Raw genomic sequence first — 25,183 nt, forward strand, 5'->3', positions numbered from 1 at the left:
CCTAACTGGATTCATCTCCAGTTACTCACACCTGAATACATAGGGTGTGCAGAGGCAGACGAGGGGAACTGAAACATCTAAGTACCCTCAGGAATAGAAAACAAGAGTGATTCCGTCAGTAGCGGCGAGCGAACGCGGAACAGCCCAAACCAATGAGCTTGCTTGTTGGGGTTGTGGGACGTCTCTTTGGAGTTACAAAGGAGTATCGTAATTGAAGAGGTCTGGAAAGGCCCGCTAAAAAAGGTGAAAGCCCTGTAGATGAAATGATGCTCTCTCCGAGACGGATCCCGAGTAGTGCGGGGCACGTGAAACCCCGTATGAATCTGCCAGGACCATCTGGTAAGGCTAAATACTCCCTAGCGACCGATAGTGAAGCAGTACCGTGAGGGAAAGGTGAAAAGGACCCCGGAAGGGGAGTGAAATAGAACCTGAAACCGTGTGCTTACAAAAAGTCAGAGCCCTATTACTGGGTGATGGCGTGCCTTTTGTAGAATGAACCGGCGAGTTACGTTCCCGTGCAAGGTTAAGGTGAAAAGCCGGAGCCGCAGCGAAAGCGAGTCTGAATAGGGCGACTAAGTACGTGGACGTAGACCCGAAACCAGGTGATCTACCCCTGTCCAGGGTGAAGGTACGGTAACACGTACTGGAGGCCCGAACCCACGCACGTTGAAAAGTGCGGGGATGAGGTGGGGGTAGCGGAGAAATTCCAATCGAACCTGGAGATAGCTGGTTCTCCCCGAAATAGCTTTAGGGCTAGCCTCGGAAGATGAGTCGTGGAGGTAGAGCACTGATTGGATGCGGGGCCCGCAAGGGTTACCAAGTTCAGTCAAACTCCGAATGCCACAGACTTTATTCCGGGAGTCAGACAGTGAGTGCTAAGATCCATTGTCGAAAGGGAAACAGCCCAGACCATCAGCTAAGGTCCCCAAGTGTGTGTTAAGTGGGAAAGGATGTGAAGTTGCACAGACAACCAGGATGTTGGCTTAGAAGCAGCCACCATTGAAAGAGTGCGTAATAGCTCACTGGTCGAGTGACTTTGCGCCGAAAATGTAACGGGGCTAAACACACCACCGAAGCTATGGCTTGATACGTTGTATCAGGGGTAGGGGAGCGTTGAATGAAGATTGAAGGTGTACCGCAAGGAGCGCTGGACCTCATTCAAGTGAGAATGCCGGTATGAGTAACGAAAAGATCAGTGAGAATCTGATCCGCCGAAAACCCAAGGATTCCTGAGGAAGGCTCGTCCTCTCAGGGTAAGTCGGGACCTAAGGCGAGGCCGAAAGGCGTAGTCGACGGACAACAGGTTGAAATTCCTGTACCACCGAAAGCCGTTATGAGCAATGGGATGACGCAGGAGGATAGTGACGCGGACTGATGGATGTCCGTTCAAGCAGTGAGGCTGGTATGTAGGCAAATCCGCATACCCCAAGGCCAGGCTGTGATGAGGAGCGAAAATTATAGTAGCGAAGGTCATGATTTCACACTGCCAAGAAAAGTCTCTAGCCAGGAAGCAGGTGCCCGTACCGTAAACCGACACAGGTGGGTGAGAAGAGAATTCTAAGGCGCGCGGAAGAACTCTCGTTAAGGAACTCGGCAAAATGACCCCGTAACTTCGGGAGAAGGGGTGCCCCGGTAGTGTGAATAGCACGAGGGGGCCGCAGTGAAAAGGCCCAAGCGACTGTTTAGCAAAAACACAGGTCTGTGCGAAGCCGCAAGGCGAAGTATACGGGCTGACGCCTGCCCGGTGCTGGAAGGTTAAGGGGAGTGGTTAGCGCAAGCGAAGCTATGAACCGAAGCCCCAGTAAACGGCGGCCGTAACTATAACGGTCCTAAGGTAGCGAAATTCCTTGTCAGGTAAATTCTGACCCGCACGAATGGCGTAACGATTTGGGCGCTGTCTCAACGAGAGATCCGGTGAAATTTTAATACCTGTGAAGATGCAGGTTACCCGCGACAAGACGGAAAGACCCCATGGAGCTTTACTGCAACTTGATATTGAACTGGGGTGCGATTTGTACAGGATAGGTGGGAGCCGTAGACATCGGAGCGCAAGCTTCGGTTGAGGCGCCGTTGGGATACCACCCTGATCGCATTTGAGTTCTAACCTCGTACCGTGATCCGGTACAGGGACCGTGTCAGGTGGGCAGTTTGACTGGGGCGGTCGCCTCCTAAAGTGTAACGGAGGCGCCCTAAGGTTCCCTCAGAATGGTTGGAAATCATTCGAAGAGTGTAAAGGCATAAGGGAGCTTGACTGCGAGACAGACACGTCGAGCAGGGACGAAAGTCGGGCTTAGTGATCCGGTGGTACCGCATGGAAGGGCCATCGCTCAACGGATAAAAGCTACCCTGGGGATAACAGGCTTATCTCCCCCAAGAGTCCACATCGACGGGGAGGTTTGGCACCTCGATGTCGGCTCATCGCATCCTGGGGCTGAAGTAGGTCCCAAGGGTTGGGCTGTTCGCCCATTAAAGCGGTACGCGAGCTGGGTTCAGAACGTCGTGAGACAGTTCGGTCCCTATCTGTCGTGGGCGTAGGAAATTTGAGAGGAGCTGTCCTTAGTACGAGAGGACCGGGATGGACGCACCGCTGGTGTACCAGTTGTTCCGCCAGGAGCATCGCTGGGTAGCTACGTGCGGAAGGGATAAGCGCTGAAAGCATCTAAGCGTGAAGCCCCCCTCAAGATGAGATTTCCCAGTATGTAAGACCCCTTGTAGACGACGAGGTCAATAGGTTGGGGGTGGAAGTGCCGCAAGGCATGGAGCTGACCAATACTAATCGGTCGAGGGCTTATCCAATAAAGCTAACACGCGATGTTTTTCGTTTTCGGATTCAGTTTTCAGGGAGCAACACACCTGCCCGTTTGGTAATGATGGCGGAGGGGTTCCACACGTACCCATCCCGAACACGACCGTTAAGCCCTCCAGCGCCGATGGTACTTGGACCGCAGGGTCCTGGGAGAGTAGGACGTTGCCAAGCGAAGCAAGACGATTGACCGTTTCGAGGAGAGATCCGGCGAAGCGGTGACTATTCCCTGATAGCTCAGTTGGTAGAGCACTCGACTGTTAATCGAGTTGTCACAGGTTCGAGTCCTGTTCGGGGAGCCATTTGCTCTCATAGCTCAGTAGGTAGAGTGCATCCATGGTAAGGATGAGGTCACCGGTTCGAATCCGGTTGAGAGCTTCGCAATCGGGCCCGTTGGTCAAGTGGTTAAGACACCTCCCTTTCACGGAGGTAACAGGGGTTCGAGTCCCCTACGGGTCATATTACTTCTTTGGAGATTTAGCTCAGCTGGGAGAGCATCTGCCTTACAAGCAGAGGGTCGGCGGTTCGATCCCGTCAATCTCCACCATTTCTTATTCAATCTTTTCTTTATTGGGGATTAGCCAAGCGGTAAGGCAACGGACTTTGACTCCGTCATGCATAGGTTCAAATCCTATATCCCCAGCCATTTATGAGTCATTAGCTCAGTCGGTAGAGCACCTGACTTTTAATCAGGGTGTCGAAGGTTCGAGCCCTTCATGACTCACCATTTTTCTTACATGCGCGTGTGGCGGAATTGGCAGACGCACTAGACTTAGGATCTAGCGTTTCACGACGTGGGGGTTCAAGTCCCTCCACGCGCATAGGTTTTGCGGACGTGGCTCAGCGGTAGAGCATCGCCTTGCCAAGGCGAGGGTCGTGGGTTCGATTCCCATCGTCCGCTCCAATCTTTTTACAGAATTATATGCGCCCTTAGCTCAGCTGGATAGAGCGTTTGACTACGAATCAAAAGGCCAGGAGTTCGAATCTCTTAGGGCGCGCCATTTTTTAACAAGTGAATAAACGCATAACGGGATGTAGCTCAGCTTGGTAGAGCACCTGGTTTGGGTCCAGGGGGTCGCATGTTCAAATCGTGTCATCCCGATCGTTTTGCGGGTGTAGTTCAATGGTAGAACTTCAGCCTTCCAAGCTGATAGCGTGGGTTCGATTCCCATCACCCGCTCCATTTTTTAATTCAAAGACCGGAAACGGTCTTTTTTTGCTATATACAGATATAAATTGCTTGTGTATAGTCTGATATCAGCTTTGTACTTTTTTACTTTGGGTTTACATTTAAAGTACTATATGGCTTGAAAGATGTGATATTACCTCTAACATTGAAAAAATGCTGTTACTGAGATAAAATTAACGAATTATTACTATGAAAATTTTGTGGGATATGGTTTATTTTCATTGTGATTGATTGGTTAAAAGTTTGCATAATCATTCATAAGTTCAAAATTAATTAAAGTAATCAGTGTAGCTTTGTTGTATGATGTTAAGAAGATGTTAACATATAGAGGAATTAACACCGGTGAAAGATAGGAGGAAGAGCATGTCTGAGTTGACAGTGAATGCTAGTAAAAATCATTCTAACAACTTGCTGCGGCGAGATGTACGTTTTTTGGGGAATATTCTAGGTGAGGTGCTTGTCCATCAAGGCGGACAGGAACTTTTGGATATTGTTGAAAAAATTCGTGAATTAAGTAAATCATTGCGTGCAGTAGCTTTACCTGAGGTTTTTGAGGAATTCAAAACACTTATCAAAAATCTGGATTCTGATAATCGACACCAAGTAGTACGTGCTTTTGCTATTTATTTTCAATTGGTGAATATTGCAGAACAGAATCACCGTATTCGTCGTAAACGCGATTATGAACGCTCTGCTGGAGAAACGATTCAACCGGGTTCTATGGAAAGCGCTGTACAAGAGTTAAAAGAAAAAAACTTTACTGCTGATGAAGTGGAAGCTATTTTAGCTGACCTTTCTTTGGAATTGGTAATGACAGCTCATCCTACAGAAGCTATGCGTCGTGCTATCTTAGATATTCATAAACGCATTTCAGAAGACGTTACTCTTTTAGACAATCCTACACTGACTTTCCGCGAGCGCGAGCAATTACGTGAAAAGTTATTGAACGAAGTAATTACATTATGGCAAACTGATGAATTGCGTGATCGTAAGCCAACTGTACTGGATGAAGTGCGTAATGGGATGTACTATTTCCATGAGACTTTATTTGATGTATTACCAGAATTGTATCAGGAGTTAGAACGCTCGTTGAGCAAGTACTATCCAGAACATGAATGGCATGTACCTAGCTTTTTACGCTTTGGTTCTTGGATTGGTGGAGACCGTGATGGTAATCCTTCTGTTACAGCAGACGTGACTTGGAAAACGTTACAAATGCAGCGCCGCCTTGCAATTCGGGAATATCAACGTATTTTGACAGACTTGATGAAATCATTAAGTTTCAGTACGACTATTATTGATGTCTCTGAAGAATTGTTATCTTCTATTCAAAAAGATCGTCTACATGTAACGATTGATAAGAAGTTCAGTTGGAATAATGAAAATGAACCTTATCGTATTAAAATTGCTTATATGTTGCGTAAATTAAATAATATATTAGATGAGTCTAAAAAAGGAACAGCCGAAAGTTATAGTCATATGGGTGAACTTTTAGAAGACTTGCGAGTGATTGATCAAAGCTTGCGTCATCATTATGCAGATTATGTGGCGAATACATATGTGAAAAAGTTGATTCGTCAGGTAGAACTGTTTGGTTTTCATACAGCAACATTAGATATCCGTCAGCATAGTCAAGAACATGAGAATGCGTTGACTGAAATCTTAGCGAGTATGAAAATTGTAGAGGATTATTCCAAACTTAGCGAAGAAGAAAAGATTGAGCTTCTTGGTAAGTTGTTAACAGATCCTCGTCCTTTGACATCAACATACCTGAATTACAGTGAAAGCACAGAAGAGTGCTTGGCTGTATACCGTACTATTTTCAAAGCACAAAAAGAATTTGGTACAAACTGTATTTCTAGTTACTTGATCAGTATGACTCAAGGGGCTAGTGATATTCTTGAAGTAATGATATTTGCCAAAGAAGTAGGTCTGTTCCGTCAAGATCCTGATGGTACGGTTCATTCTACACTGCAAGCAGTACCGTTATTTGAAACGATTGATGATCTACATGCAGCACCACAGATTATGCGCCAAGTATTGGATCTACCTGCTTACCGTCAATCAGTAGCAGCGATGAATAATTTGCAAGAAATCATGCTGGGTTACTCGGATAGTAACAAAGATGGTGGAGTGGTAACGGCTAACTGGGAATTGCGCCTCGCTTTGAACGAAATCACAGCAATGGGTGCAGAGTATGATATCAAACTTAAATTTTTCCATGGTCGTGGCGGTGCTTTGGGTCGTGGTGGTATGTCACTAAACCGTAGTATTTTGGCTCAACCTCCTCATACAGTAGGGGGCGGTATCAAAATCACTGAACAAGGTGAAGTTATTTCTTCTCGTTATTCTTTACAAGGTATTGCTTATCGTAGTCTTGAGCAAGCCACATCAGCTCTTATTACGTCTGCAATTATTGCAAAAGTAGGCGAACCTGAAGGCGAGCACAATAAGAAATGGGAACAAATCATGGAAGAAATCTCTGAGGTATCACTGAATAAGTATCAAGATCTTATTTTCCGTGATGAATCTTTTATGAGTTTCTTCAAAGGTTCTACACCACTTCCAGAAGTGGGAGAACTTAATATAGGTTCTCGTCCGTCTAAACGTAAAAATAGTGATCGATTTGAAGACTTACGTGCGATTCCATGGGTATTTGCATGGACACAAAGTCGTTATTTGTTACCTGCATGGTATGCAGCAGGAACAGGTATAGAACATTTTTATCAAAACAAAGAAGAAAATATGGCTGTTCTTCAACAAATGTATCAAGAGTTCCCGTTCTTTACTACTCTAGTAGATACGCTACAGATGGCTATTGCAAAAGCAGATTTGATTATAGCTAAAGAGTATGCAGGAATGTATAAAGATGAAGAACAACGTGAACGTATTTTTGGATTGATTCAAGAAGAGTTTAATCGTACTCGCGATCTGGTGCTACAGATTACACGTCAACAAGATATTTTGGATAATGTGCCTGTTATTCAAGAATCTGTTCGTTTGCGTAATCCGTATGTTGATCCACTCAGTTATCTTCAAGTTCAATTGTTGAACGAGCTACGCAATCTGCGTGAACAAGATGAAGATAATCCAGACTTGCTTCGTGAAGTGTTGTTAACGATCAATGGTATTGCAGCAGGGCTTCGTAATACAGGTTGATGCCTAATCAAGATGTAATCAATTTCACGTATCATTAAATGGTGACACATGAAAGAGATAAAGATGGAGAGAACTCAAGCATCATTCCTCCAGTAATGATCAACTCCAGCAATCATGGATTGGAAGTAGCCGAAATATACATTATTGCTACAAATAATGATATATTTCGGCTTTTTTTGTATAAAACGTTAAAATTCGCAGGATTACGATTGCAATTTTGGTCTGATTGAATTACGATTTGTAGTGGATTGTAAAATAAATCTATTAATACACATACATATAGGGTTCGAAGTCTGGGGGAGTGATGGTGGACAATATAGAAACGAGATTGGTGAAGCTAGCACTTAAAGGGGATCAACGTGCTTTTGCCGAAATCGTTGAATTATACAAAGATAAAATTTTTCATTTGGGCTATCGGATGCTAAGTAATCGTCATGAAGCAGAAGATGTAGTACAAGAAACCTTTTTGCGCGTATACAAAAATTTAGATCGATATGATCAAAAGCAAAAGTTTTCAACATGGATTTACCGAATAGGTACGAATCTGTGTATAGATCGGTTACGTAAGCGTAAACCTAGTTATTCATTAGATGCAGAATTGAATGACCAAGATGGTACAGATGGATATGCTCTTTTGCCTGGGGATGAACGAACGCCGGAAAGTGAATATTTGCTTTCAGAAACGCAACAATTGATTCATCAAGCGATTGATTCTTTGCCGGATAAATATAAGACTGTTATGGTATTAAGATACTTGCAAGAGTTGTCTTTACAAGAAATTAGTGAAGTTATGGATATGCCCGTTACGACGATTAAGACCCGTGTGCATCGTGGACGGGAATTTTTACGTAAAAAATTAGAACCTAAACTATAAATTAAATGATAAATTATGAAACCCATTGAAATACGATTCGTATTTAAGAAGGTAGAAGCTGTTTCAACAGCTTCCTTTTGGTTATACGTGTCGAAAAAGTATTTGAACAGAAAGGATTGGCTCATATGGATTGCAAACTGGCCGTCTCACTGATGCACGAATATTTAGACGGCGACTTACTGGATGAAGAAACAGATGAATTGAAGCAGCATCTGGCTGAGTGCGAAGAATGCCGTATAGCATTCAAACAGTTAGAACAAACAGATATGCTTCTTTTCGCCGTAAATCACCGCAAGCCGCCAGTATCTGATGAGCTCACTGCTCGAATTATGCAGTCTTTACCCAAGTCTAAACAGACACATGTTTGGTGGACTTGGCTAAAACGACATCCTGCATTAACAGCAGCGGCAGCTTTCTTTATTATTTTGCTCGGAACACTTCCATTATGGAATGAAGGCCCTGAGATGATTGTCAAAGGCACAGATTTGGATCAAGTGGTTATTGAAGGAAATTCTGTAATAGTACCGGAAGGTCGTACGATCGCTGGTAATTTAACGATAGAAAAAGGACAGGCTAAGATTTATGGAGATGTGGAGGGAAATGTCACTGTAATTGATGGTGGGATATTCCAAGCAAGTACAGCGCATATTTCGGGGCAAGTTCAAAGTATTAATCAATCGGTAGACTGGGTTTGGTACAAAATCGCAAATGTGTTTTCTGAAGTCGCCTCTCCTTGATTTGTTATTATTGCCTGAAAGGCGCCTCTTGTTAAAGAAGGCGTCTTTTTGCGTGTGTGCTTATAAAACGTGTACAATAAGAAAATAGTAGGTTGCAACGATAGAGGTATCGTTATACCCTAGATATAGTAGTATTTTGCACAACAATAGTTAGGATCGGTACAAATAATTCATAAAAATAGATTTATTGCGCATTTGGTGGCAGGTTTGGGTAATCTTTTATACAAAACCTACTTTCTGTGTATACAGTCATGAGGAAAATAATAGATGATAAGTCCACTAGATAGAACATGACGGGGGTTTCAGTATGGATTATTTTACAAGCTTAACTTGGAAAGATTCGATCAAAGATATCATTGATATTTTAATCGTAACCTATATTATTTATCAGTTGATTCTATTGGTTCGTGGTACACGAGCAGTACAATTGCTGAAAGGTATTTTGGTGCTTGTGTTTATCTGGGCAATCAGTAGTTGGTTTGATTTGTATACATTAAAATGGTTAATGAATCAGGCATTTACGTTTGGGGTATTAGCTATATTTATTATTTTCCAACCGGAACTGCGACGTGGATTGGAGCAATTAGGTCGTGGTAAGATCTTCGGTCGAACGTTAGCAGATGATGAAGAAATTACTAAAATGGTCAATGAAGTGATTAAAGCTGTTCATTATCTATCCAGACGCAAAATAGGAGCTTTGATTGTATTTGAACGTACAACAGGTCTGAACGAGTATACCGAATCAGGTATCAAAATGCAGTCGATGGTGAGTTCAGAATTACTTATTAATATTTTTATACCTAATACGCCTCTACATGATGGAGCTGTTATTATTCAAGGTCAGCAAATTTCCGCAGCAGCTTGTTATTTACCGCTGTCTGAGAATCCATTTATCAGCAAAGAACTGGGAACAAGACACCGTGCCGCGATAGGAATTAGTGAAGTGGGCGACGGAGTCTCATTAATCGTATCTGAAGAAACCGGTCAAGTGTCTCTTGCTATGAACGGACAGGTTATTCGTGATATTCATGAAGAGTCTTTGATCTCGAAATTGCATGATGCTTTGAAACCAAAAGTGGCAACAAAAGAGAAAAAAAGCCCGTTCTGGAAACGTAAAGGAGGGGAGCAGTAATGATGGACAAATGGATCAATAACAACACAGTTGCTAAAGTACTGGCTCTGGTTGTAAGTATACTACTGTGGGTTATGGTCCATCTCGATGGAGGAGCAGCTTCTATTCGCACCACCTCCGTTTCTTCAGCGATGGGAACCAATGTAATCGACAATGTGCAGGTTCAAGCGTATGGATTTGATGAAGATAAGTATGTGCTTAAATCATTAGATCCTACACGTGTGAGTATTCAGGTAAGAGGACAACAGTCTGATTTGACTTCATATTTCTCATCAGAGAGCTATAAAGTGAAGGTAGATTTAAGTCAGGTCACTCAGGCAGGAACAATGACGTTACCATTGATTCCGGAATTGCCTGCTAGTGTACAGTATGTATCGATGAGTCCAAGTACTGTTAAAGTAACCATTGAAGAGAAAACGTCTAATGCATTTGTACCGGAAATCGTAACCCAGGGCGAACCTGCAACAGGCAATCAAGCAGGAGATCCTGTTATTACCGATGGAACCGATAAAGTTAGCGTTACATTACCTCAGAGCAGACTTGAAGATGTACAGAAAGTCCAAGGTGTTGTGAATATTGAGGGTGCTACGGACACAGTCTCCAAAACGGTATCTCTGATCGTCTATGCCAAAGATGGATCAGTTATTAAAGATGCTGTTGTCTCGCCCGCTAGCGTCAAAGTAGAAGTGCCTATAGGGACGTCTGTGAAGACTTTGCCACTGAATCTTAGTTATACTGGTGAACTTCCAAATAGTCTGATATTGGCGAATACAGAAGCAAGCGTGAATGAAGTGACTGTCTATGGATCCGAGAAATCGTTAGCCGCATTAGGAGATTCGATTACAGCAACAGTCGATCTAGGATCGATTAAAGAAGCAGGAACTACGAATCTGACGGTTAAATTAGATATTCCTGAAGGTGCAGACCGAATCGCACCATCTACAGTTCAAGTGAAAATCACAGCAGAATCATTCTCACAAAAAGATGTCACTAATATTCCTGTTATTTTTAAAGGGGCAAGTGATAATTATACAAATGTGATTACTGATCCAGCGAATCAACAAGTGACTCTAAATGTAAAAGGAACGCCTGAAGCATTAGAAGCACTCAAACCAGCCGATATTGAAGTATCAGCTAATATCAGCGGTAGAAAGCCAGGCACTTATAAAATTCCTGTACAGGTTATTTTGCCAGATACGATTGCTTTGTCTGATCCAGCAAATACCCCTACAGTCACAGTAACTATCAGTGAAAAAACGGACAATACAACGCCAAAGGATCCGGCGGATACTGATAATTCAGGAACAGGCACTACCGATGGAACAGGTTCAGGTAGTGGCACTGATTCAGGTACGGGTACAGGTACAGGTGGAACAACAACACCAGATACAAGTAACCCGGGAACGACAACTCCTTCAGAAGAAACGCCTACCACTCCAGAAGGGACCACACCTGAACAGAATCCTGAAAGTAACGGGTCTGCCGGAGCAGAGAACGGTGGGACAACAACGATTCCTCCAGATAACAGTAGTAACAATACTAATAGTAATAGTACGACATCAGAAGCGGCTACAAGTACGAAAGCTGTATTTCCCAGTACGTACCGATAAGCAGTTGATAGATGAAGTATAGTATTGACATTATGTGAGGGTCAGCGTATAAAGGATAAGATTGCTGAAATAGATTGTAATTCGTTCTCATAGATGTATTTATCAACGATATAGTAAACCAATTCACTACAATCTTAGAAATGATAATTTGAACAATAATAAGGAGCACAATAAATAATGGGTAAATATTTCGGAACAGACGGTGTACGAGGCGTTGCTAACAAAGAATTAACAGCAGAGATGGCTTACCAGATCGGGCGCTGTGGAGGTTATGTACTTACTCACGGAGCAGAGAAGCCGACAGTGGTCATCGGGATGGATACTCGTATTTCCGGTCTGATGCTGGAATCTGCATTGGTTGCTGGATTGTTATCAATCGGTGCACATATCATCCGTCTAGGTGTAGTCAGTACACCAGCAGTAGCTTATATTACTCGTCTACTCAAAGCAGATGCAGGTGTTATGATTTCAGCTTCGCATAATCCAGTAGAAGACAATGGGATCAAATTTTTCGGTGGAGACGGCTTTAAGTTAACCGATGAAACTGAACTTGAAATTGAAGCATTGATGGATGCAAAAGAAGATACATTGCCACGTCCAGTCGGTGCGGAATTAGGTACGATTGTGAATGACGATACGTCCAAATTCAAATATTTAGAACATTTGAAATCAACTATCACTCATTCTTTTGCAGGAATGAAAATTGTGATGGACTGCGCAAACGGTGCAGCGTATGAATTAGCACCCACCTTTTTCAAAGAATTAGGTGCAGAAGTGATTACGATTGCAGCAGAACCAAACGGTCTGAATATCAATGATCATTGCGGTTCGACTCACCCTGAGAAGTTAAAAGAAGAAGTTCTTCGTCACGGTGCACATATCGGGCTTGCTTTTGACGGTGATGCTGATCGTCTAATTGCGATTGATGACAAAGGTGAAGAAGTTGATGGTGACTATATCCTTTGTATCTGTGGTGATGCTATGAATCGCGCAGGTAAATTGAAAGATAGTATGATTGTATCGACTGTAATGAGTAATATTGGTTTCTTCAAAGCAACTAAATCGCTTGCTCTAGAAACGAAAATTACAGCTGTAGGCGATCGTTATGTGATGGAAGAAATGAAACGTGGAGGATATACGCTAGGTGGCGAACAATCCGGTCATGTGATTTTCCTCGACTATATTACAACAGGTGATGGAATCTTAACTGCGGTGCAGTTGGTTGATACATTGGTGGGTTCTGGTAAATCATTAAGCGAATTAAAATCGATGATGGACAAATATCCGCAAGTATTGGTAAATGTACGTGTAGAAAGCAAAGCACGTTATGAAGGCAATACTGCGATTGCAGCAGCTGTCAAAGCAGTTGAAGATCAATTAGGTGACAACGGTCGTGTATTGGTTCGTCCGTCTGGAACCGAATCTTTAATCCGTGTTATGGCTGAAGGTCCAAACAAAAATGAATTAGAGCAATATGTGGATCAAATTGTAGATGTGGTAAAAAAAGAATTAGTCGTTTAAATCAGTAATATCTAAACATGAGGTTGCCAGACGACGATGTGTATTGGCAGATATACTGTCATTTACATCGAATAAGGCAGCCTCTTTTTATTGAATATCGTGCGTCAGGTCAATAAATAAGGTTAAATAGTAATAGTCTGTTAGTTAGAGAGCATATACGCATTTCGGAAATGAATAAGTGGCTTGTTTATGACAAAATAGCGGGTTAAAAGCATTGAAATTACTTTGTGAGTATTTTGTCAGATTTTTATCATTGTTTTATAAAAGATTAATAGATATAATGTACAAGTTACCAAATGTAATGAAACTGTAATGTAAATGAAATCTAACGTACTCAAATATAGAAAGTGAGGATAGAGGTTGGAATCAAGATTCACTAAGCGCCAGAGCTTGATCGCTACGGAGAAATTAGATCAAGCTGACGAGGTGGAGGTGTTCGAATGTTCGGCGGGGGCCTCCCGGTGACGCATCAAACCGTGAAGCAGAATTTAAAAGGAGAGAGTGATCTCTGCGACAAAGATTCTGTTTGGTGCATAAATTGGTACAAAAAGCTGAATAATCAGCATATTATAGCAGGATTACTTTTATCAAAACTACTAATGTGCATAGAACATGAGCAGGATTGCAGCATCACATAGAATGTACATTGAAAGCTGAATAATCGATAACTATCGATAATAGAACTCCAAACTAAATATAGTGCAGAGATGATCTACAGTGCATATCTATTCTAATGTCATGATCTGTATATCCCTGACTCCTGTTCTTATGTGCAACTAACGTCATGAGACGAACATTCGAACGGAGGAATACAACGATGTGTGGTATTGTTGGATATATTGGGAATAAAGATACGCAAGCTATTTTGGTGGATGGTCTTCGTAAGTTGGAATACCGTGGTTATGATTCAGCGGGGATTTCTGTTTTTACAAGTAAAGGATTGCAAGTGGTTAAAGCTTTGGGTCGTATGAATAACTTGGAAGCTAAGCTAGAAGAGCACCCTTTGGTGGGTAATGCAGGGATTGGACATACTCGCTGGGCAACTCATGGTAAACCATCTGATGTTAACTCTCATCCACATACAGATGCAACAAGCAAATTTTCTGTTGTGCATAATGGTATTATTGAGAACTATTTGGAGCTTAAAGATGAATTGATCGCTTCTGGTGTTGTATTTGTATCGGAAACAGATACAGAAGTTATCGCTCACTTAGTGGCTCGTGAATATAACGGTGATATCGTTAAAGCAGTACAAAAAGCAGTAACCTTTATGCGTGGTGCTTTTGCACTTGGCGTATTAACAGAGTATGAGCCTAATAAATTAGTCGCTGTACGTCAAGCAAGTCCACTTGTTATCGGCGTAGGTAAAGGCGAAAACTTTATTGGTTCTGATATTCCAGCAATCTTGAAATATACTCGTGATGTGTATATTTTGGAAGATGGCGAAATGGCTGTTTTGACTGAAGATGCAGTAGAATTAATGACGATTGAAGGCAACTTTATTTCTCGGGAAATATTCCATGTTGATTGGGATGCAGTTACCGCAGAAAAAGGCGGCTTTGATCACTTTATGTTAAAAGAAATTCATGAACAACCTAAAGCTTACCGTGATACAATGCTTGGTCGTATTAACGAAGACGGTAAAGGTGTTCATTTCACAGACTTGAACTTAACGAAAGAACAAATTAAAAATATTCGTAATATTCAGATCGTAGCATGTGGTACAGCGTATCATGCAGGTCTTGTAGGACGTAATATTATTGAAAGTCTAGCGAAAATTCCGGTAGAAACAGATGTAGCTTCCGAATATCGTTACCGTTCACCAATCATTGCAAAAGATACATTGGTTATTGTAGTGAGTCAATCCGGTGAAACAGCAGATACATTAGCAGCGCTACGTGAAGCACAAGCTAATGGCGCTCATGTTATTGCTGTAACGAATGTAGTAGGTAGCTCAATCGCTCGTGATGCTAATGATGTGATCGCTACATTAGCAGGTCCTGAGATTGCAGTAGCATCGACGAAAGCATATACGTCTCAATTGATTGCTTTCTATCTATTGGGTCTATATATGGCTGAAATTCGTGAAACCAAAACAACCGAAGAAATCGCTCATATTCTTGCAGCAATGGATTCATTGCCTGAGCAAGTAGAGCAAGTATTAACACAAGCACCGATTATCAAAGAATATGCAGAGCATATCGCTCAACATAAACATTTGTTCTTTATCGGACGTGGTGTGGATTATGCAGTTGTACAAGAAGGTTCTCTGAAATTAAAAGAGATTTCTTATATCCACTCTGAAGCTTATGCAGCAGGCGAATTGAAGCATGGGACTCTTGCTTTGATCGAAGAAGGTATTCCTGTGATCGCTCTAGCTACACAAGAAGATGTGCTTGAGAAAACATTAAGCAACATCAAAGAAGTAAAAGCTCGTGGTGCAGAAGTGATGGTTGTGAGCTATGAAGAACGTCGTGAAGAGCTAATGAAATCGGTAGATAAAGTATTATCGATTCCAAGAACATTGCCATTATTAACTCCAGCCTTGTCTGTTGTTGTATTGCAATTGCTTGCTTACTACGCTTCATTAGCACTTGAGCATGATGTAGACAAACCACGTAACCTTGCGAAAAGTGTAACGGTAGAATAGTATTTGCTACTGATCACCACTTTATGTTGTAGAGATGAATCTATAAATTGATAGATATAATCAAAAGCCGAGTCCAGTCAGGGTTATTCCTGATTGTGACTCGGCTTTTTTTACTATTGAATCTAATCATTGTGTTCTATTGAAGTATTACTTCACAGCCCCGGCTGTAATTCCACTGGCAATCTGACGCTGGAAAAAGATATACATAATTAACACCGGTACAATACTGATAAATAATCCTGCGAACAATGGTCCCCATTCGGTACGATATTGCATTTCAGCTTGCATTACGGCTATGCCGATAGGTAAGGTGTAATGATCTGGATCATTAATAAGCACCAGTCCCACAAAGTATTCGTTCCAAATATTGAGGATATTGACGATGGCTACTGTAACAAGTCCCGGTTGAGACAATGGAAGCATAACACGGAAAAACGTTCCAAAGTAAGAAGCACCATCCATCGCAGCGGCTTCTTCTAATTCTTTCGGTAATGTTTTGAAAAAGCCCACCAGTACAAAGACACCAAAAGCAATCAAAGTCGTAGCATAGACTAAGATCAAACCGATAGAAGTGTTAATCAGGTTCAGCTTATTCATTAAAAAGAACAACGGAATCAATGCCAGGCTAAAAGGAACCATCATAGAACTGATATAAAGTAGAAATAACGCATTACTGCCTTTAAACGGATATCGTGCTAGTACATAAGCAGTGGTAGCAGATAACACCAATCCTAACAATGTAGAACCCAATGTGATAATTAATGAGTTGGTAAAATATTTGCCAAAATTATAGGTTTCCCATACATAACTGAAATTGCTCCATAACAACGGAAGATCAGGCAAAGCCCATGGTGGATTAGCATAAAACTGTTTGTTGTCTTTGAGCGCATCCAGCAATGTCCACAGTAACGGATATAATACAGTAATACTCCAAACTGCTAGCACCAGATAGAAAAAGATACGAATAATAGGATTGCGAATACCCATAATATTGCCCATCGAGCTCCTCCTTGATTGACGTTCTGATGCTCCAATATGCGGAATTCAGACCGATAGGTTTATTTAATCTCTGTGTAAATAATCAATATTAATTCATTTCTACAGTTTCTTGACGCATAATACGTTGTAATGCGATCGTTGTGATTAACGACATAATCAAAATAATCACACCAATAGCGGCCCCATATCCAAAATGATATTGTTGGAAAGCCATCTGATACAGATAAGAACCCATAACCTGAGTCGAATTATCCGGCCCACCATTGGTCATAATCATTACGATGACAAATGAGCCGTTCAGTGTAGTCATCATAATATTTAATACCGAAACTTTAATCTGTTCCCAGATCAGCGGTAATGTAATATGCGTAAATTGATGCCATTGCCCTGCACCTTCTAGTGAAGAAGCTTCATAGTAGGATTCAGGAATCCCTTGAATTGCGGCAATTAGCAAAATCATATAAAATCCAATCCCTGCCCAGATTGATGGAGGGAGTAACATCCAGATCGTATGAAATGGGAAGCCTAACCATGCGGTTTTGACTTCAGTACCTGTAATCAGTGAAAGAATCGAGTTCAAAAATCCAATCTGAGGATTGTAGATAAATGCCCATAATACACCGATAACAACGACAGAAATAATATTTGGAATAAAGAAAATAGAGCGGAAAAACAAAGCAAATTTGAGCCGGAAGCGGGTTAACGATACTGCAAAAAAAGTAGCCAAAACCATAATACCAATCATTTTACCTGCTACTAGAAAATAATCATTACCTATTGCTTGCCACATAATCGGATCGTGCATTAGATCGACGAAATTTTTGAGACCGATAAAGTCTTTATTTTCAGAAGAACCTGACCAGTCAAATAAAGAATAATAAAGTGCTTGAATAATGGGATATACCATAAACAATGCGTATAGAATAAGCGTAGGTAAAATAAACGATAAAATAAATATATTCCGTTGCCAGTGCCGCGAAGTCATCAAGCCACCATCCTTTTTCAATCCCATATATTCATAATTCTGAATGTAAAACAGAAGAGAACCGGATGATAAGCATCAGGCTCTCTCCTGTGATCCATCTTTATTAATTTGCTGCTTTTTGAGCGGCAGCGGATACCCGTTCGATCCATCCATTCGGATCAATAGTACCGATAGTTAGAGCGACTGTTGCATCATTCATTGCTTTTTCTACATCTGCATTAAATGTGATTGTAGGTACAACAATAGTATCTTTAGAATTTAGATATTCAGCGGCTTGTTTAACAAAAGCAGGAGCATTGGAAGCACTGATATCTCCTTTGATATTGGAAGGAGCGCCGCTTAATTCAGCCCATTGAGAAGCTTGTTTTTTGGCGAAAATAAATTGAATAAACGCATAAGCAGCTTCTTTATTTTTGGCTTTAGATGCTACACCAACGGTAGCTGTAGAAGTAACAGCGATCGATTTACCACCTGGTTTCTGTGTGATCGATGGCATAAATCCAAAGTCGAAACCTTCAGGTACATCTTTGGACATTTCATTAGGCATCCATAATCCGTTAGCGATAAAAGCATCTTTGTGTTGCAGGAATAACATTTGCGAATCGGTATGATTAAGCTGTACAGCAGCCGGATCGATAATTCCGTCATCACGCATAGTCACAATTTGGTTTAGTGCAGTCATAACAGCCGGGCTTTTGAAAGCTTCTGGATCATTAGCGGCTATTTTCTGCAAAATGGAAAAGTCATCATTGTTAGCAGATACCATAGCTGGATACAAAATAGAGTTGTTGATGTAATACGGATAGATACCGGTATGGATAAAAGGAGTGATTCCTTTTGCTTTGATTTCTTTGCTTACAGATATGAATGAATCGAAATCTGTTGGTGCTTTCCAGTTATTATCAGCAAACAATTTTTGATCCCAGAAAATACCCCATGAACTTAAAGCAAGTGGAATATTGTATGTTTTGCCATCGTAATCTTCCGGTGCTTGAGTAAGAGATTCAGAGATTAGATCACCGTCTACTGTTTTGGCTGTTTTGTACCATTCTGTTAAGTCTTCCAATTGTCCGTCTTCAATCATTTGACGAGCATTCAGACCTGCGCCATCGATATAAACGAAATCGGGTGGATTACCACCAATCCAGCGGGGTTTCATTTGATCATTGATTTTCGGTCCTGCGCTGACTTTAATCTTCAGATCGGGGTTAGCGGTTTGGAATTCTTCTACAACTTTTTTCCACCAGGCATCGCCATAACCGCCTACAAAATATTGAACTTCAAAGTCTCCAGTAAGACCTTTACCGGATGAAGCAGTTGTTCCTGTACTTGCCGTTCCACTTGCTGAATCGTTGCTACTGCCACAACCTGATAATGTAAATACAGTCAGCAATGCCGCTGCACTTAATACAGATAATCTTTTTTTCCATGACATAAAAAATCAAACCCCCTAATTGATAATTTAAATCACGCCTTTGTGTTAGCAATACAACGATTTGGCGTCTGTGTTTATCATAAGGGATTTGATTATGCAAATATATTGAATATATTATTTTAAATCTTGAATATTTTACGAGATTTTATAGAATTTCATGAACTTTAAGTTAAATATAGTTACTTACTATGTTATATAAGTGATATATATTACGGATGAGTAGGGTTTTGATAAAGCGTTTGTTGTCGTTCCGCATATTGTTGTACTTGATCCAAAGCGGCTTGAGGGGTGATTCCATTGTATAAAATAGCATTACCCATTTTACGAGTTAATGCCATAATATCTCCCCATTCTGGTTGTTGCAACGGGTAAAAGTAAGCTGTTTGTAGTCGATTGATATCAGCTTCCATCAATGGATTTTCTAAAGATAATTTATTCGCAACAGTGGTTGTAACAGGGATCATTCCTTCCTGACGGATAATATTTTCGTAATTCTCGTCATTGTACAAATAATCCAAAAAAGTAGATAATGCTTCTTTATTCGTATGATCTGTTTTGAATGATAACATAACATCTTGAACCCCAAAGTTCATTTCAGGTTGTCCATCTTTTACAGGAATCATGCCACTACCCCACGCTGTATTTGGAAATTCACGTTCTGTAACAGCCGCAAAATAATTACCACTAATCATCATGCCTAATTGCCCATCTCCCAAAATACGCTGTTTCTCGTCTCGAATCGTAACTGTAGGTTCAGGATCAGTCAGACCTTTAGTGTATAAATGTTTGAGATACGTCAGACCAGTAACATTTTGAGGAGAATTGATATCCCATTTTCCATTTTTCATCCAACCGCCACCTGCTCCAAAAAAGAAATAAGATAGATAGGCAGGGATCTCATTATCTGTTAAATCAACACCAAAGCCATACGCACCGATTGCTTTCAACTTGGTAGCATCTTTGGTTAATTGAGACCATGTCTGTGGAGGGGATGATATGCCTGCTTGTCGAAACAGATTTTGTTCATAATATAATTTGCGAATAGTCGCTACATAAGGAATCGCATATTGTTGTCCGTCAATACGATCAAGCTTTAACAAATGAGGAGAAAGTTTATTTTTTAGATCTTCTGAAATCAGTTCATCCATATTGTTCAGCAATTGATCATGCCCGAAGCGAGCATACATATTCATATTAAGTAAGTCAGGAGGTTGTCCTTCACTAATCATCGAAGTATACACGCCATCAATAAGATCCCAATTGACCACTTGCAGCTCTACCGTAATTGAAGGATTTTCACGCATAAAATTACGAACTAATCGTTCAAGTACAGGCTTGGTGCTTGAACTGTATTCAGCGGCTACAAATTTGATCACTGCTTGTTGTTCAGTATTTCCTACGGGAACAGGTGTGACAGCAGAAGAACTACAACCACTTAATAGAAGAACCAGTATCAACAAGCTAGTGATTCGAAAATCTATCCAACGATTTGCTCGCATATCTACCTATCCTTCTGTTTTATTTTTCATAAAAGGGAAACAATAACTTTTGATTTTCAGGAGTATACATAGTTGTTGGTGTAATAACGGTAGAAGGAATCATCGTCACCGAGTGTTGACTATCCAGCACACTTGGATCAGTAAGAGCTTTTTGTACAGCCAAATAACCCATATTAAAAGGCTTTTGTACAATCAAAGCATCTAGCGTTTTTTCTTCCAACAATTCGATCTCGTAAAAAGAACTATCAAAAGCGATAAACATTATCGAATCCAAATGCCGTTCTTTGAGCGCTCGTGCTGCACCGACAGCGATAGGTTCGTTCATCACGATTAATGCATTAGGACGTGGGTATTCATCTAATAATTTGTTGGTCAATACATAAGCTAGTTGTTCAGATTCTCCTGAATAATAAGTGACAGTACGATGATGAGGCATATTGCCTAGTACTTGCTTGATTCCTTGCTCACGTGCTTTGAAAATACTGGAGGATTGATAATCGCCGATAATTGCAACATAAGGTGAAGTATTGGTCTGATAAGCTGCCATTCTTCCTGCTTGCATTCCCATCTGTACATGATCGCTGGATACAGAAGAAGGAGCATTATTAACAGGTAAAGGAGTATCCATAACGACTACAGGAATACGAGCATTTTGTAGTCGAGTAATACCAGCCAACACACGCTTATCATTTAACGGTGCGATAACGACAGCGAGTGGCTTGATCACAAGTGCATCTTGAAGAGCATTTAACTGATTATTGATATCTGTATCATCTAAAGGCCCGGATACAAGAAATTGAATTCCTTTTTCTTTGGCAGCTTCTTCTGCACCGCTACGAACTGTCTGCCAGAAATCGGATTGAGGACTATTGGACTTGAGAATAATCATAATTGTTCCTTCTTCTTCAGCAGTAGAAGTAAACCAGACAAAATAACTGATAATATACAGCGCACCGGCTACCAGTAAAATGGCGATCCACCAGCTAATACGTTGATTCCTCATACTCAATCTCACTTTCTGTAGGTCACAAAATAGCAGGTACGCGAATCGTCACAACGGTACCTTCTCCTAATACACTGTGTATACTCATACCGTACGTTGCTCCAAAATAAAGCTGTATCCGTTCATTAACATTACCAATGCCGATCCCATGCTGTATATTAGTAGCTACTGTGCCCTCATTGACTTGAGCAAGACGCTCAGCAGTCATACCAAGTCCGTTATCTCGCACTTCAAACAGCAAGTCATCTTGTTCTTGCCATGCTGAGATATAGATGATACCAGGTGTAGTCTTACTACGTATTCCATGATAAATTGCATTTTCGATAAACGGTTGAAGCAGAATTTTGACTGTTTTGTATTGCAGTATATCTGAAGGGATATCAAATACATAATCCAATTGTTCACGATATCGCATTTTCTGAATAAATAAATAATGACGTATATGTTCAATCTCTACTCGAATTGATATTAATTCTTGATCACGTGTAATACTAGCGCGGAACATTTTGGCAAGAGCAGATGTCATATCGACTACTTCTTCATGCTTTTCTTGTTCTGCCATCCAGATGATAGAATCGAGTGTGTTATAGAGAAAGTGAGGATTAATCTGTGCCTGTAATAACAAAAGTTCAGTTTTACGCTTTTGTTCGCTAGTCTGTACAGTCTCATCCATCAGATGTTTAATTTCATTGACCATCACGTTGAATGACTGCCCTAATTGATTAATTTCATTATCTTCCTCAATAGAGGTCTGAATATGAAAATTACCTAGTTCGACTTGCTTCATATCTTGTTGCAACCGTTTGATAGGCTTAGTCAGATGCAGCGATAATAGCAGAGAGATGATAATAGAGATACCGATCCCAAGCAGAGCATACAGTAAAATCGAATGTTGAATCGAAGATTTGTTAGCTATCAGATCATCACTGTAAGTTACGCCTACGATTTTCCAACCTAATCCGGTATCTTGTACAGAATAGATTCGTTTGCCTTTATTATCATCAGCAGTAAACGATTGACCACTTGCTGTAGTCAATACTTGCGGAATCTCTTCTGTCGCTAGATTGCTATACAACAATTGTTGCTGAGGATGGTAAATAATATTGCCTGTACCATCTACAATAAATACATAGCCTTTTTTGCCTAAATAAATCTGACTACATAATTTATCAATAACACTCAAATTCAGATCGACCAAAAAAATGCCTTCAGGTGTTATACCATCATTACTTTTAAGTTCACGACTTAAAGAAACGACCCAGCGGTATTCGCCACTAATCACATTTTGAATATGAGGGGGAGATACGATCGATTTGCCATTCATTTTTTGCGCATTGATATACCATGATTGTTGCTTGGGATCAATATTCGGATTAAGTGCAGTGATACGCCGATCAGATACAGTACGTCCATTGTAACCAAACACCATAATCGAAGCGATATCATTGCGACTGTAGAGAATATTTTGAAATAAATCGGAAATCCGTTTCTCATAAGGACGAATATCATTTTTGCCGATAAAGCTATTGCTAGAAATATAGTAGGTCACATCTTTATTCGTCAAAGCAAGCAATGAGATATTTTCCATATTATCAATATACGTCTGGATATTCGTATTCACCTGACGCATAATCTCTTGAATATACACCTGAGAATTCTGTTCTGCGGCATCGACAGTCAACCGATAATTGTTAAGACTGATAATTGCGATCACGATCAGAATCAGACCGGAAAAAGCAACCAGTAAGCTGGTCGTCAAGCTTTTCCATTTCCAGGTGGTAAAGATTCTGAATAGATCACGTAACATTTATCTGTACAACTCCTTTACATGACGATGCTGTTCCCGGTATTGCTTGGGCGTTATGCCGGTATGTTTTTTAAAAGAAGAACTGAAATAATTAGGATCGGTATAGCCTACTTTTTCAGCGATTTGATAAAATTTGTATTCCGTCAAACGCAGTAGTTGTTTGGCTTTATCGATTCGAATACGAGTAAGATATTCTACATAAGTCACTTCTGTATATTGCTTAAATGCTTGACTAAAACTGCTTGTACTCATCAACACATGACTACAGATATCTTGTAATGATAAATGAGCTTCTGCATAATGTTGCTCGATATAATAGATCGCTTTTTGAATATGTTGCTGACTATTGATCTGTATTTGTTTGTTCAAATGTGCAGACACATGATCTAACACAGCAAACCATTCTTGCAAGATCTGTTGCAATGTAGGAGCAGTTAACCATTGAGGTTGATTTACAAACGTACTTAATATAGAACCTAATCCTAATTGCTGTAACCAATCTTGGATACGTAAAGCGATCTGACGAAATTGTAAAATACATTCTGTAGGCGATGTTCGCCGAGTAATCATTTGCTGTGCCATCTGAGCAGATAAACGTTGTGCTTCTTCCAGATCATTGTTGCTAAGATGAGTTACAATTTCTTTTTCCCAATCGATATCTGGTATAGGAGAGGAGGATTGTTGTTGTAGATTGGCAAAAGATAACAGAGTCCCTGTACCAAAAAGAAACCGATATTCTAATGCTTGCATCGCTTGTTCATATTGCTGGGGCATGTCTGTGATATCGGTACATCCGGTAGCCAGACCGATTGTAAAAGATGTATCGATCTGCTGACTAGATAATTGATAGAGTTGGTTAATCGTTTGGGTGATCTGTTCAAAGATTGCAGGTGTAGATGAGTGATCTACAGAGGGACAAGAAAATAAATATACATACCGGGATTGATACACTATCGAAGTATATTCCCATTCTGCCGGTAATATAGTTTGAATAATAGAAGAGAGTGAATCTACTAATGCTTGCACAGGTGGAATAGTCTGTGTAGAAGAATCTGTTATCGTATCGTTATCTGGTTCAATAACAACAAGCTGATAAGCAGAGGACAACGAAGGCAAAGCAAATTGAAGTCGGTGTTGCTCCCATTCAGTATGACTGACGCCTGAAGTTAATACCTTTTCCCAGAATCGCTCTTTAAGTAATGGAAGACTTTGTGACCATTGAGTATGCAATTGATCGATATTATGATGCAATTGACGTTGATCATCCATTTCTAGCTTGATCTGTTTGAGTAATTCACGAATCTCTTTGGCTGTAACCGGTTTGAGAATAAAGTCAGACACTTTAAGCCGAATCGCTCTTCTCGCATATTCAAATTCATCAAATCCTGTCAGGATAATCATTTTGATATCTGGATAATGGTGATGAACAAATTCAGCCAATTCCAATCCATCGACAAAAGGCATACATATATCTGAAATAATCAAATCAGGCGGATCAGCAACGATAGCTGTTTGCGCTTCTAACCCATTCGCATAATCTCCTGCCAATTCAAATCCGTACGCTTGCCAATCAATCCGAGTCTTGAGACCTTCACGTATAATCATCTCATCATCAACCAACATCACTTTATACATCGATATCTCTCCTTCCAAGCATTCGGCATTGTAACATGAAGCAACATAAAAAGATGTTTACCGAGCAAACGATCTATAATTTATAGTAAAAAGTTAGCAATATGTTATATAATGTATCGCTTATTTATAAGTTATAATCACGTAG

Annotated in this window: 14 protein-coding genes, 11 tRNA genes and 2 rRNA genes (1 of these 27 cut by a window edge); 20 read left to right on the forward strand and 7 right to left on the reverse strand. The window is 40.7% G+C overall.

Annotation, left to right across the window (positions count from 1 at the left end; translation table 11 throughout):
* The 20 genes from PQ460_RS03905 to glmS all read left to right on the forward strand — a co-directional run.
* Positions 1 to 2,796: ribosomal RNA gene (locus PQ460_RS03905) — 23S ribosomal RNA — on the forward strand; it begins 127 nt to the left of the window's first position.
* Positions 2,797 to 2,860: 64 nt separating this feature from the next.
* Positions 2,861 to 2,977: ribosomal RNA gene (gene rrf / locus PQ460_RS03910) — 5S ribosomal RNA — on the forward strand.
* Positions 2,978 to 3,029: 52 nt separating this feature from the next.
* A tRNA-Asn gene (locus tag PQ460_RS03915) sits at positions 3,030 to 3,105 on the forward strand.
* A 3-nt stretch (positions 3,106 to 3,108) separates the two neighbouring features.
* Positions 3,109 to 3,181 (forward strand) — tRNA-Thr (locus tag PQ460_RS03920).
* 9 nt (positions 3,182 to 3,190) lie between these two features.
* Positions 3,191 to 3,262 (forward strand) — tRNA-Glu (locus PQ460_RS03925).
* 12 nt (positions 3,263 to 3,274) lie between these two features.
* Positions 3,275 to 3,350 (forward strand) — tRNA-Val (locus PQ460_RS03930).
* 24 nt (positions 3,351 to 3,374) lie between these two features.
* Positions 3,375 to 3,449: transfer RNA gene (locus PQ460_RS03935), tRNA-Gln, on the forward strand.
* Between the two features lie 5 nt (positions 3,450 to 3,454).
* Positions 3,455 to 3,530: transfer RNA gene (locus tag PQ460_RS03940), tRNA-Lys, on the forward strand.
* 12 nt (positions 3,531 to 3,542) lie between these two features.
* A tRNA-Leu gene (locus PQ460_RS03945) sits at positions 3,543 to 3,624 on the forward strand.
* A gap of 8 nt (positions 3,625 to 3,632) precedes the next feature.
* Positions 3,633 to 3,707: transfer RNA gene (locus PQ460_RS03950), tRNA-Gly, on the forward strand.
* A 20-nt stretch (positions 3,708 to 3,727) separates the two neighbouring features.
* Positions 3,728 to 3,804, forward strand: a tRNA-Arg gene (locus PQ460_RS03955).
* 27 nt (positions 3,805 to 3,831) lie between these two features.
* Positions 3,832 to 3,905: transfer RNA gene (locus tag PQ460_RS03960), tRNA-Pro, on the forward strand.
* 7 nt (positions 3,906 to 3,912) lie between these two features.
* Positions 3,913 to 3,986 (forward strand) — tRNA-Gly (locus PQ460_RS03965).
* Between the two features lie 369 nt (positions 3,987 to 4,355).
* Positions 4,356 to 7,151, forward strand: a complete 2,796-nt coding sequence (ppc, locus tag PQ460_RS03970) for a phosphoenolpyruvate carboxylase (protein WP_273613655.1) — start codon at positions 4,356 to 4,358, stop codon at positions 7,149 to 7,151.
* Between the two features lie 304 nt (positions 7,152 to 7,455).
* Positions 7,456 to 8,025, forward strand: coding sequence for an RNA polymerase sigma factor SigW (gene sigW / locus PQ460_RS03975; protein ID WP_069325697.1), 570 nt, complete (start codon positions 7,456 to 7,458; stop codon positions 8,023 to 8,025).
* A 125-nt stretch (positions 8,026 to 8,150) separates the two neighbouring features.
* Positions 8,151 to 8,762, forward strand: coding sequence for a zf-HC2 domain-containing protein (locus tag PQ460_RS03980; protein WP_204827021.1), 612 nt, complete (start codon positions 8,151 to 8,153; stop codon positions 8,760 to 8,762).
* Between the two features lie 307 nt (positions 8,763 to 9,069).
* On the forward strand, positions 9,070 to 9,894 hold the full coding sequence (gene cdaA, locus PQ460_RS03985) for a diadenylate cyclase CdaA (RefSeq protein WP_274171834.1): 825 nt from the start codon (positions 9,070 to 9,072) through the stop codon (positions 9,892 to 9,894).
* Positions 9,894 to 11,504 (forward strand): CdaR family protein, encoded by a 1,611-nt coding sequence (locus PQ460_RS03990; protein ID WP_274171835.1) that lies wholly within the window; start codon positions 9,894 to 9,896, stop codon positions 11,502 to 11,504. Before cdaA ends, PQ460_RS03990 begins: the two co-directional genes overlap by 1 nt.
* 177 nt (positions 11,505 to 11,681) lie before the next feature.
* Positions 11,682 to 13,025, forward strand: a complete 1,344-nt coding sequence (gene glmM / locus PQ460_RS03995) for a phosphoglucosamine mutase (RefSeq protein ID WP_273613652.1) — start codon at positions 11,682 to 11,684, stop codon at positions 13,023 to 13,025.
* An 817-nt stretch (positions 13,026 to 13,842) separates the two neighbouring features.
* Positions 13,843 to 15,675 carry a glutamine--fructose-6-phosphate transaminase (isomerizing) gene (gene glmS / locus PQ460_RS04000; protein WP_273613651.1) on the forward strand — a complete coding sequence of 611 codons (1,833 nt, stop codon included), beginning with the start codon at positions 13,843 to 13,845 and terminating at the stop codon, positions 15,673 to 15,675.
* 147 nt (positions 15,676 to 15,822) lie between these two features.
* Here the strand turns inward: glmS and PQ460_RS04005 are convergent, their stop codons facing one another.
* The 7 genes from PQ460_RS04005 to PQ460_RS04035 all read right to left on the reverse strand — a co-directional run bounded on the left by PQ460_RS04005 (position 15,823) and on the right by PQ460_RS04035 (position 25,038).
* Entirely contained in the window at positions 15,823 to 16,674 is an 852-nt protein-coding gene (locus PQ460_RS04005; RefSeq protein ID WP_273613650.1) for a carbohydrate ABC transporter permease, read from the reverse strand.
* Positions 16,675 to 16,762: 88 nt separating this feature from the next.
* Complete coding sequence (locus PQ460_RS04010) at positions 16,763 to 17,686, reverse strand: carbohydrate ABC transporter permease (protein ID WP_274171836.1); 924 nt, start codon at positions 17,684 to 17,686, stop codon at positions 16,763 to 16,765.
* 76 nt (positions 17,687 to 17,762) lie between these two features.
* Positions 17,763 to 19,094: an ABC transporter substrate-binding protein gene (locus tag PQ460_RS04015; protein ID WP_274171837.1), complete on the reverse strand. Its 1,332-nt coding sequence runs from the start codon at positions 19,092 to 19,094 to the stop codon at positions 17,763 to 17,765.
* 209 nt (positions 19,095 to 19,303) lie between these two features.
* A complete protein-coding gene (locus PQ460_RS04020) occupies positions 19,304 to 20,593 on the reverse strand; it encodes an extracellular solute-binding protein (protein WP_274171838.1) in 1,290 nt (429 codons plus the stop codon).
* 19 nt (positions 20,594 to 20,612) lie between these two features.
* Positions 20,613 to 21,596, reverse strand: a complete 984-nt coding sequence (locus PQ460_RS04025; RefSeq protein WP_274171839.1) for a substrate-binding domain-containing protein — start codon at positions 21,594 to 21,596, stop codon at positions 20,613 to 20,615.
* Positions 21,597 to 21,618: 22 nt separating this feature from the next.
* The gene (locus tag PQ460_RS04030) at positions 21,619 to 23,403 is read right to left on the reverse strand and encodes a sensor histidine kinase (RefSeq protein ID WP_274171840.1); all 1,785 of its coding nucleotides are present in this window, start codon (positions 23,401 to 23,403) and stop codon (positions 21,619 to 21,621) included.
* Complete coding sequence (locus PQ460_RS04035) at positions 23,404 to 25,038, reverse strand: response regulator transcription factor (protein ID WP_274171841.1); 1,635 nt, start codon at positions 25,036 to 25,038, stop codon at positions 23,404 to 23,406.
* Between the last annotated feature and the right edge of the window lie 145 nt (positions 25,039 to 25,183).

Source organism: Paenibacillus sp. KACC 21273 (genome assembly GCF_028736095.1).
Classification (GTDB): Bacteria; Bacillota; Bacilli; order Paenibacillales; family Paenibacillaceae; genus Saccharibacillus; species Saccharibacillus kyungheensis.

What these genes read in the sequence shown, in the direction of transcription:
- cdaA (WP_274171834.1), top strand. Translation starts at nt 9,070, where the DNA reads ATGGATTATTTTACAAGCTTAACTTGGAAAGATTCGATCAAAGATATC.
- PQ460_RS04015 (WP_274171837.1), bottom strand. Translation starts at nt 19,094, where the DNA reads ATGTCATGGAAAAAAAGATTATCTGTATTAAGTGCAGCGGCATTGCTG.
- PQ460_RS04005 (WP_273613650.1), bottom strand. Translation starts at nt 16,674, where the DNA reads ATGGGCAATATTATGGGTATTCGCAATCCTATTATTCGTATCTTTTTC.
- PQ460_RS03980 (WP_204827021.1), top strand. Translation starts at nt 8,151, where the DNA reads ATGGATTGCAAACTGGCCGTCTCACTGATGCACGAATATTTAGACGGC.
- ppc (WP_273613655.1), top strand. Translation starts at nt 4,356, where the DNA reads ATGTCTGAGTTGACAGTGAATGCTAGTAAAAATCATTCTAACAACTTG.
- PQ460_RS04025 (WP_274171839.1), bottom strand. Translation starts at nt 21,596, where the DNA reads ATGAGGAATCAACGTATTAGCTGGTGGATCGCCATTTTACTGGTAGCC.
- PQ460_RS03990 (WP_274171835.1), top strand. Translation starts at nt 9,894, where the DNA reads ATGATGGACAAATGGATCAATAACAACACAGTTGCTAAAGTACTGGCT.
- PQ460_RS04010 (WP_274171836.1), bottom strand. Translation starts at nt 17,686, where the DNA reads ATGGGATTGAAAAAGGATGGTGGCTTGATGACTTCGCGGCACTGGCAA.
- PQ460_RS04020 (WP_274171838.1), bottom strand. Translation starts at nt 20,593, where the DNA reads ATGCGAGCAAATCGTTGGATAGATTTTCGAATCACTAGCTTGTTGATA.
- PQ460_RS04035 (WP_274171841.1), bottom strand. Translation starts at nt 25,038, where the DNA reads ATGTATAAAGTGATGTTGGTTGATGATGAGATGATTATACGTGAAGGT.
- PQ460_RS04030 (WP_274171840.1), bottom strand. Translation starts at nt 23,403, where the DNA reads ATGTTACGTGATCTATTCAGAATCTTTACCACCTGGAAATGGAAAAGC.
- glmS (WP_273613651.1), top strand. Translation starts at nt 13,843, where the DNA reads ATGTGTGGTATTGTTGGATATATTGGGAATAAAGATACGCAAGCTATT.
- glmM (WP_273613652.1), top strand. Translation starts at nt 11,682, where the DNA reads ATGGGTAAATATTTCGGAACAGACGGTGTACGAGGCGTTGCTAACAAA.
- sigW (WP_069325697.1), top strand. Translation starts at nt 7,456, where the DNA reads ATGGTGGACAATATAGAAACGAGATTGGTGAAGCTAGCACTTAAAGGG.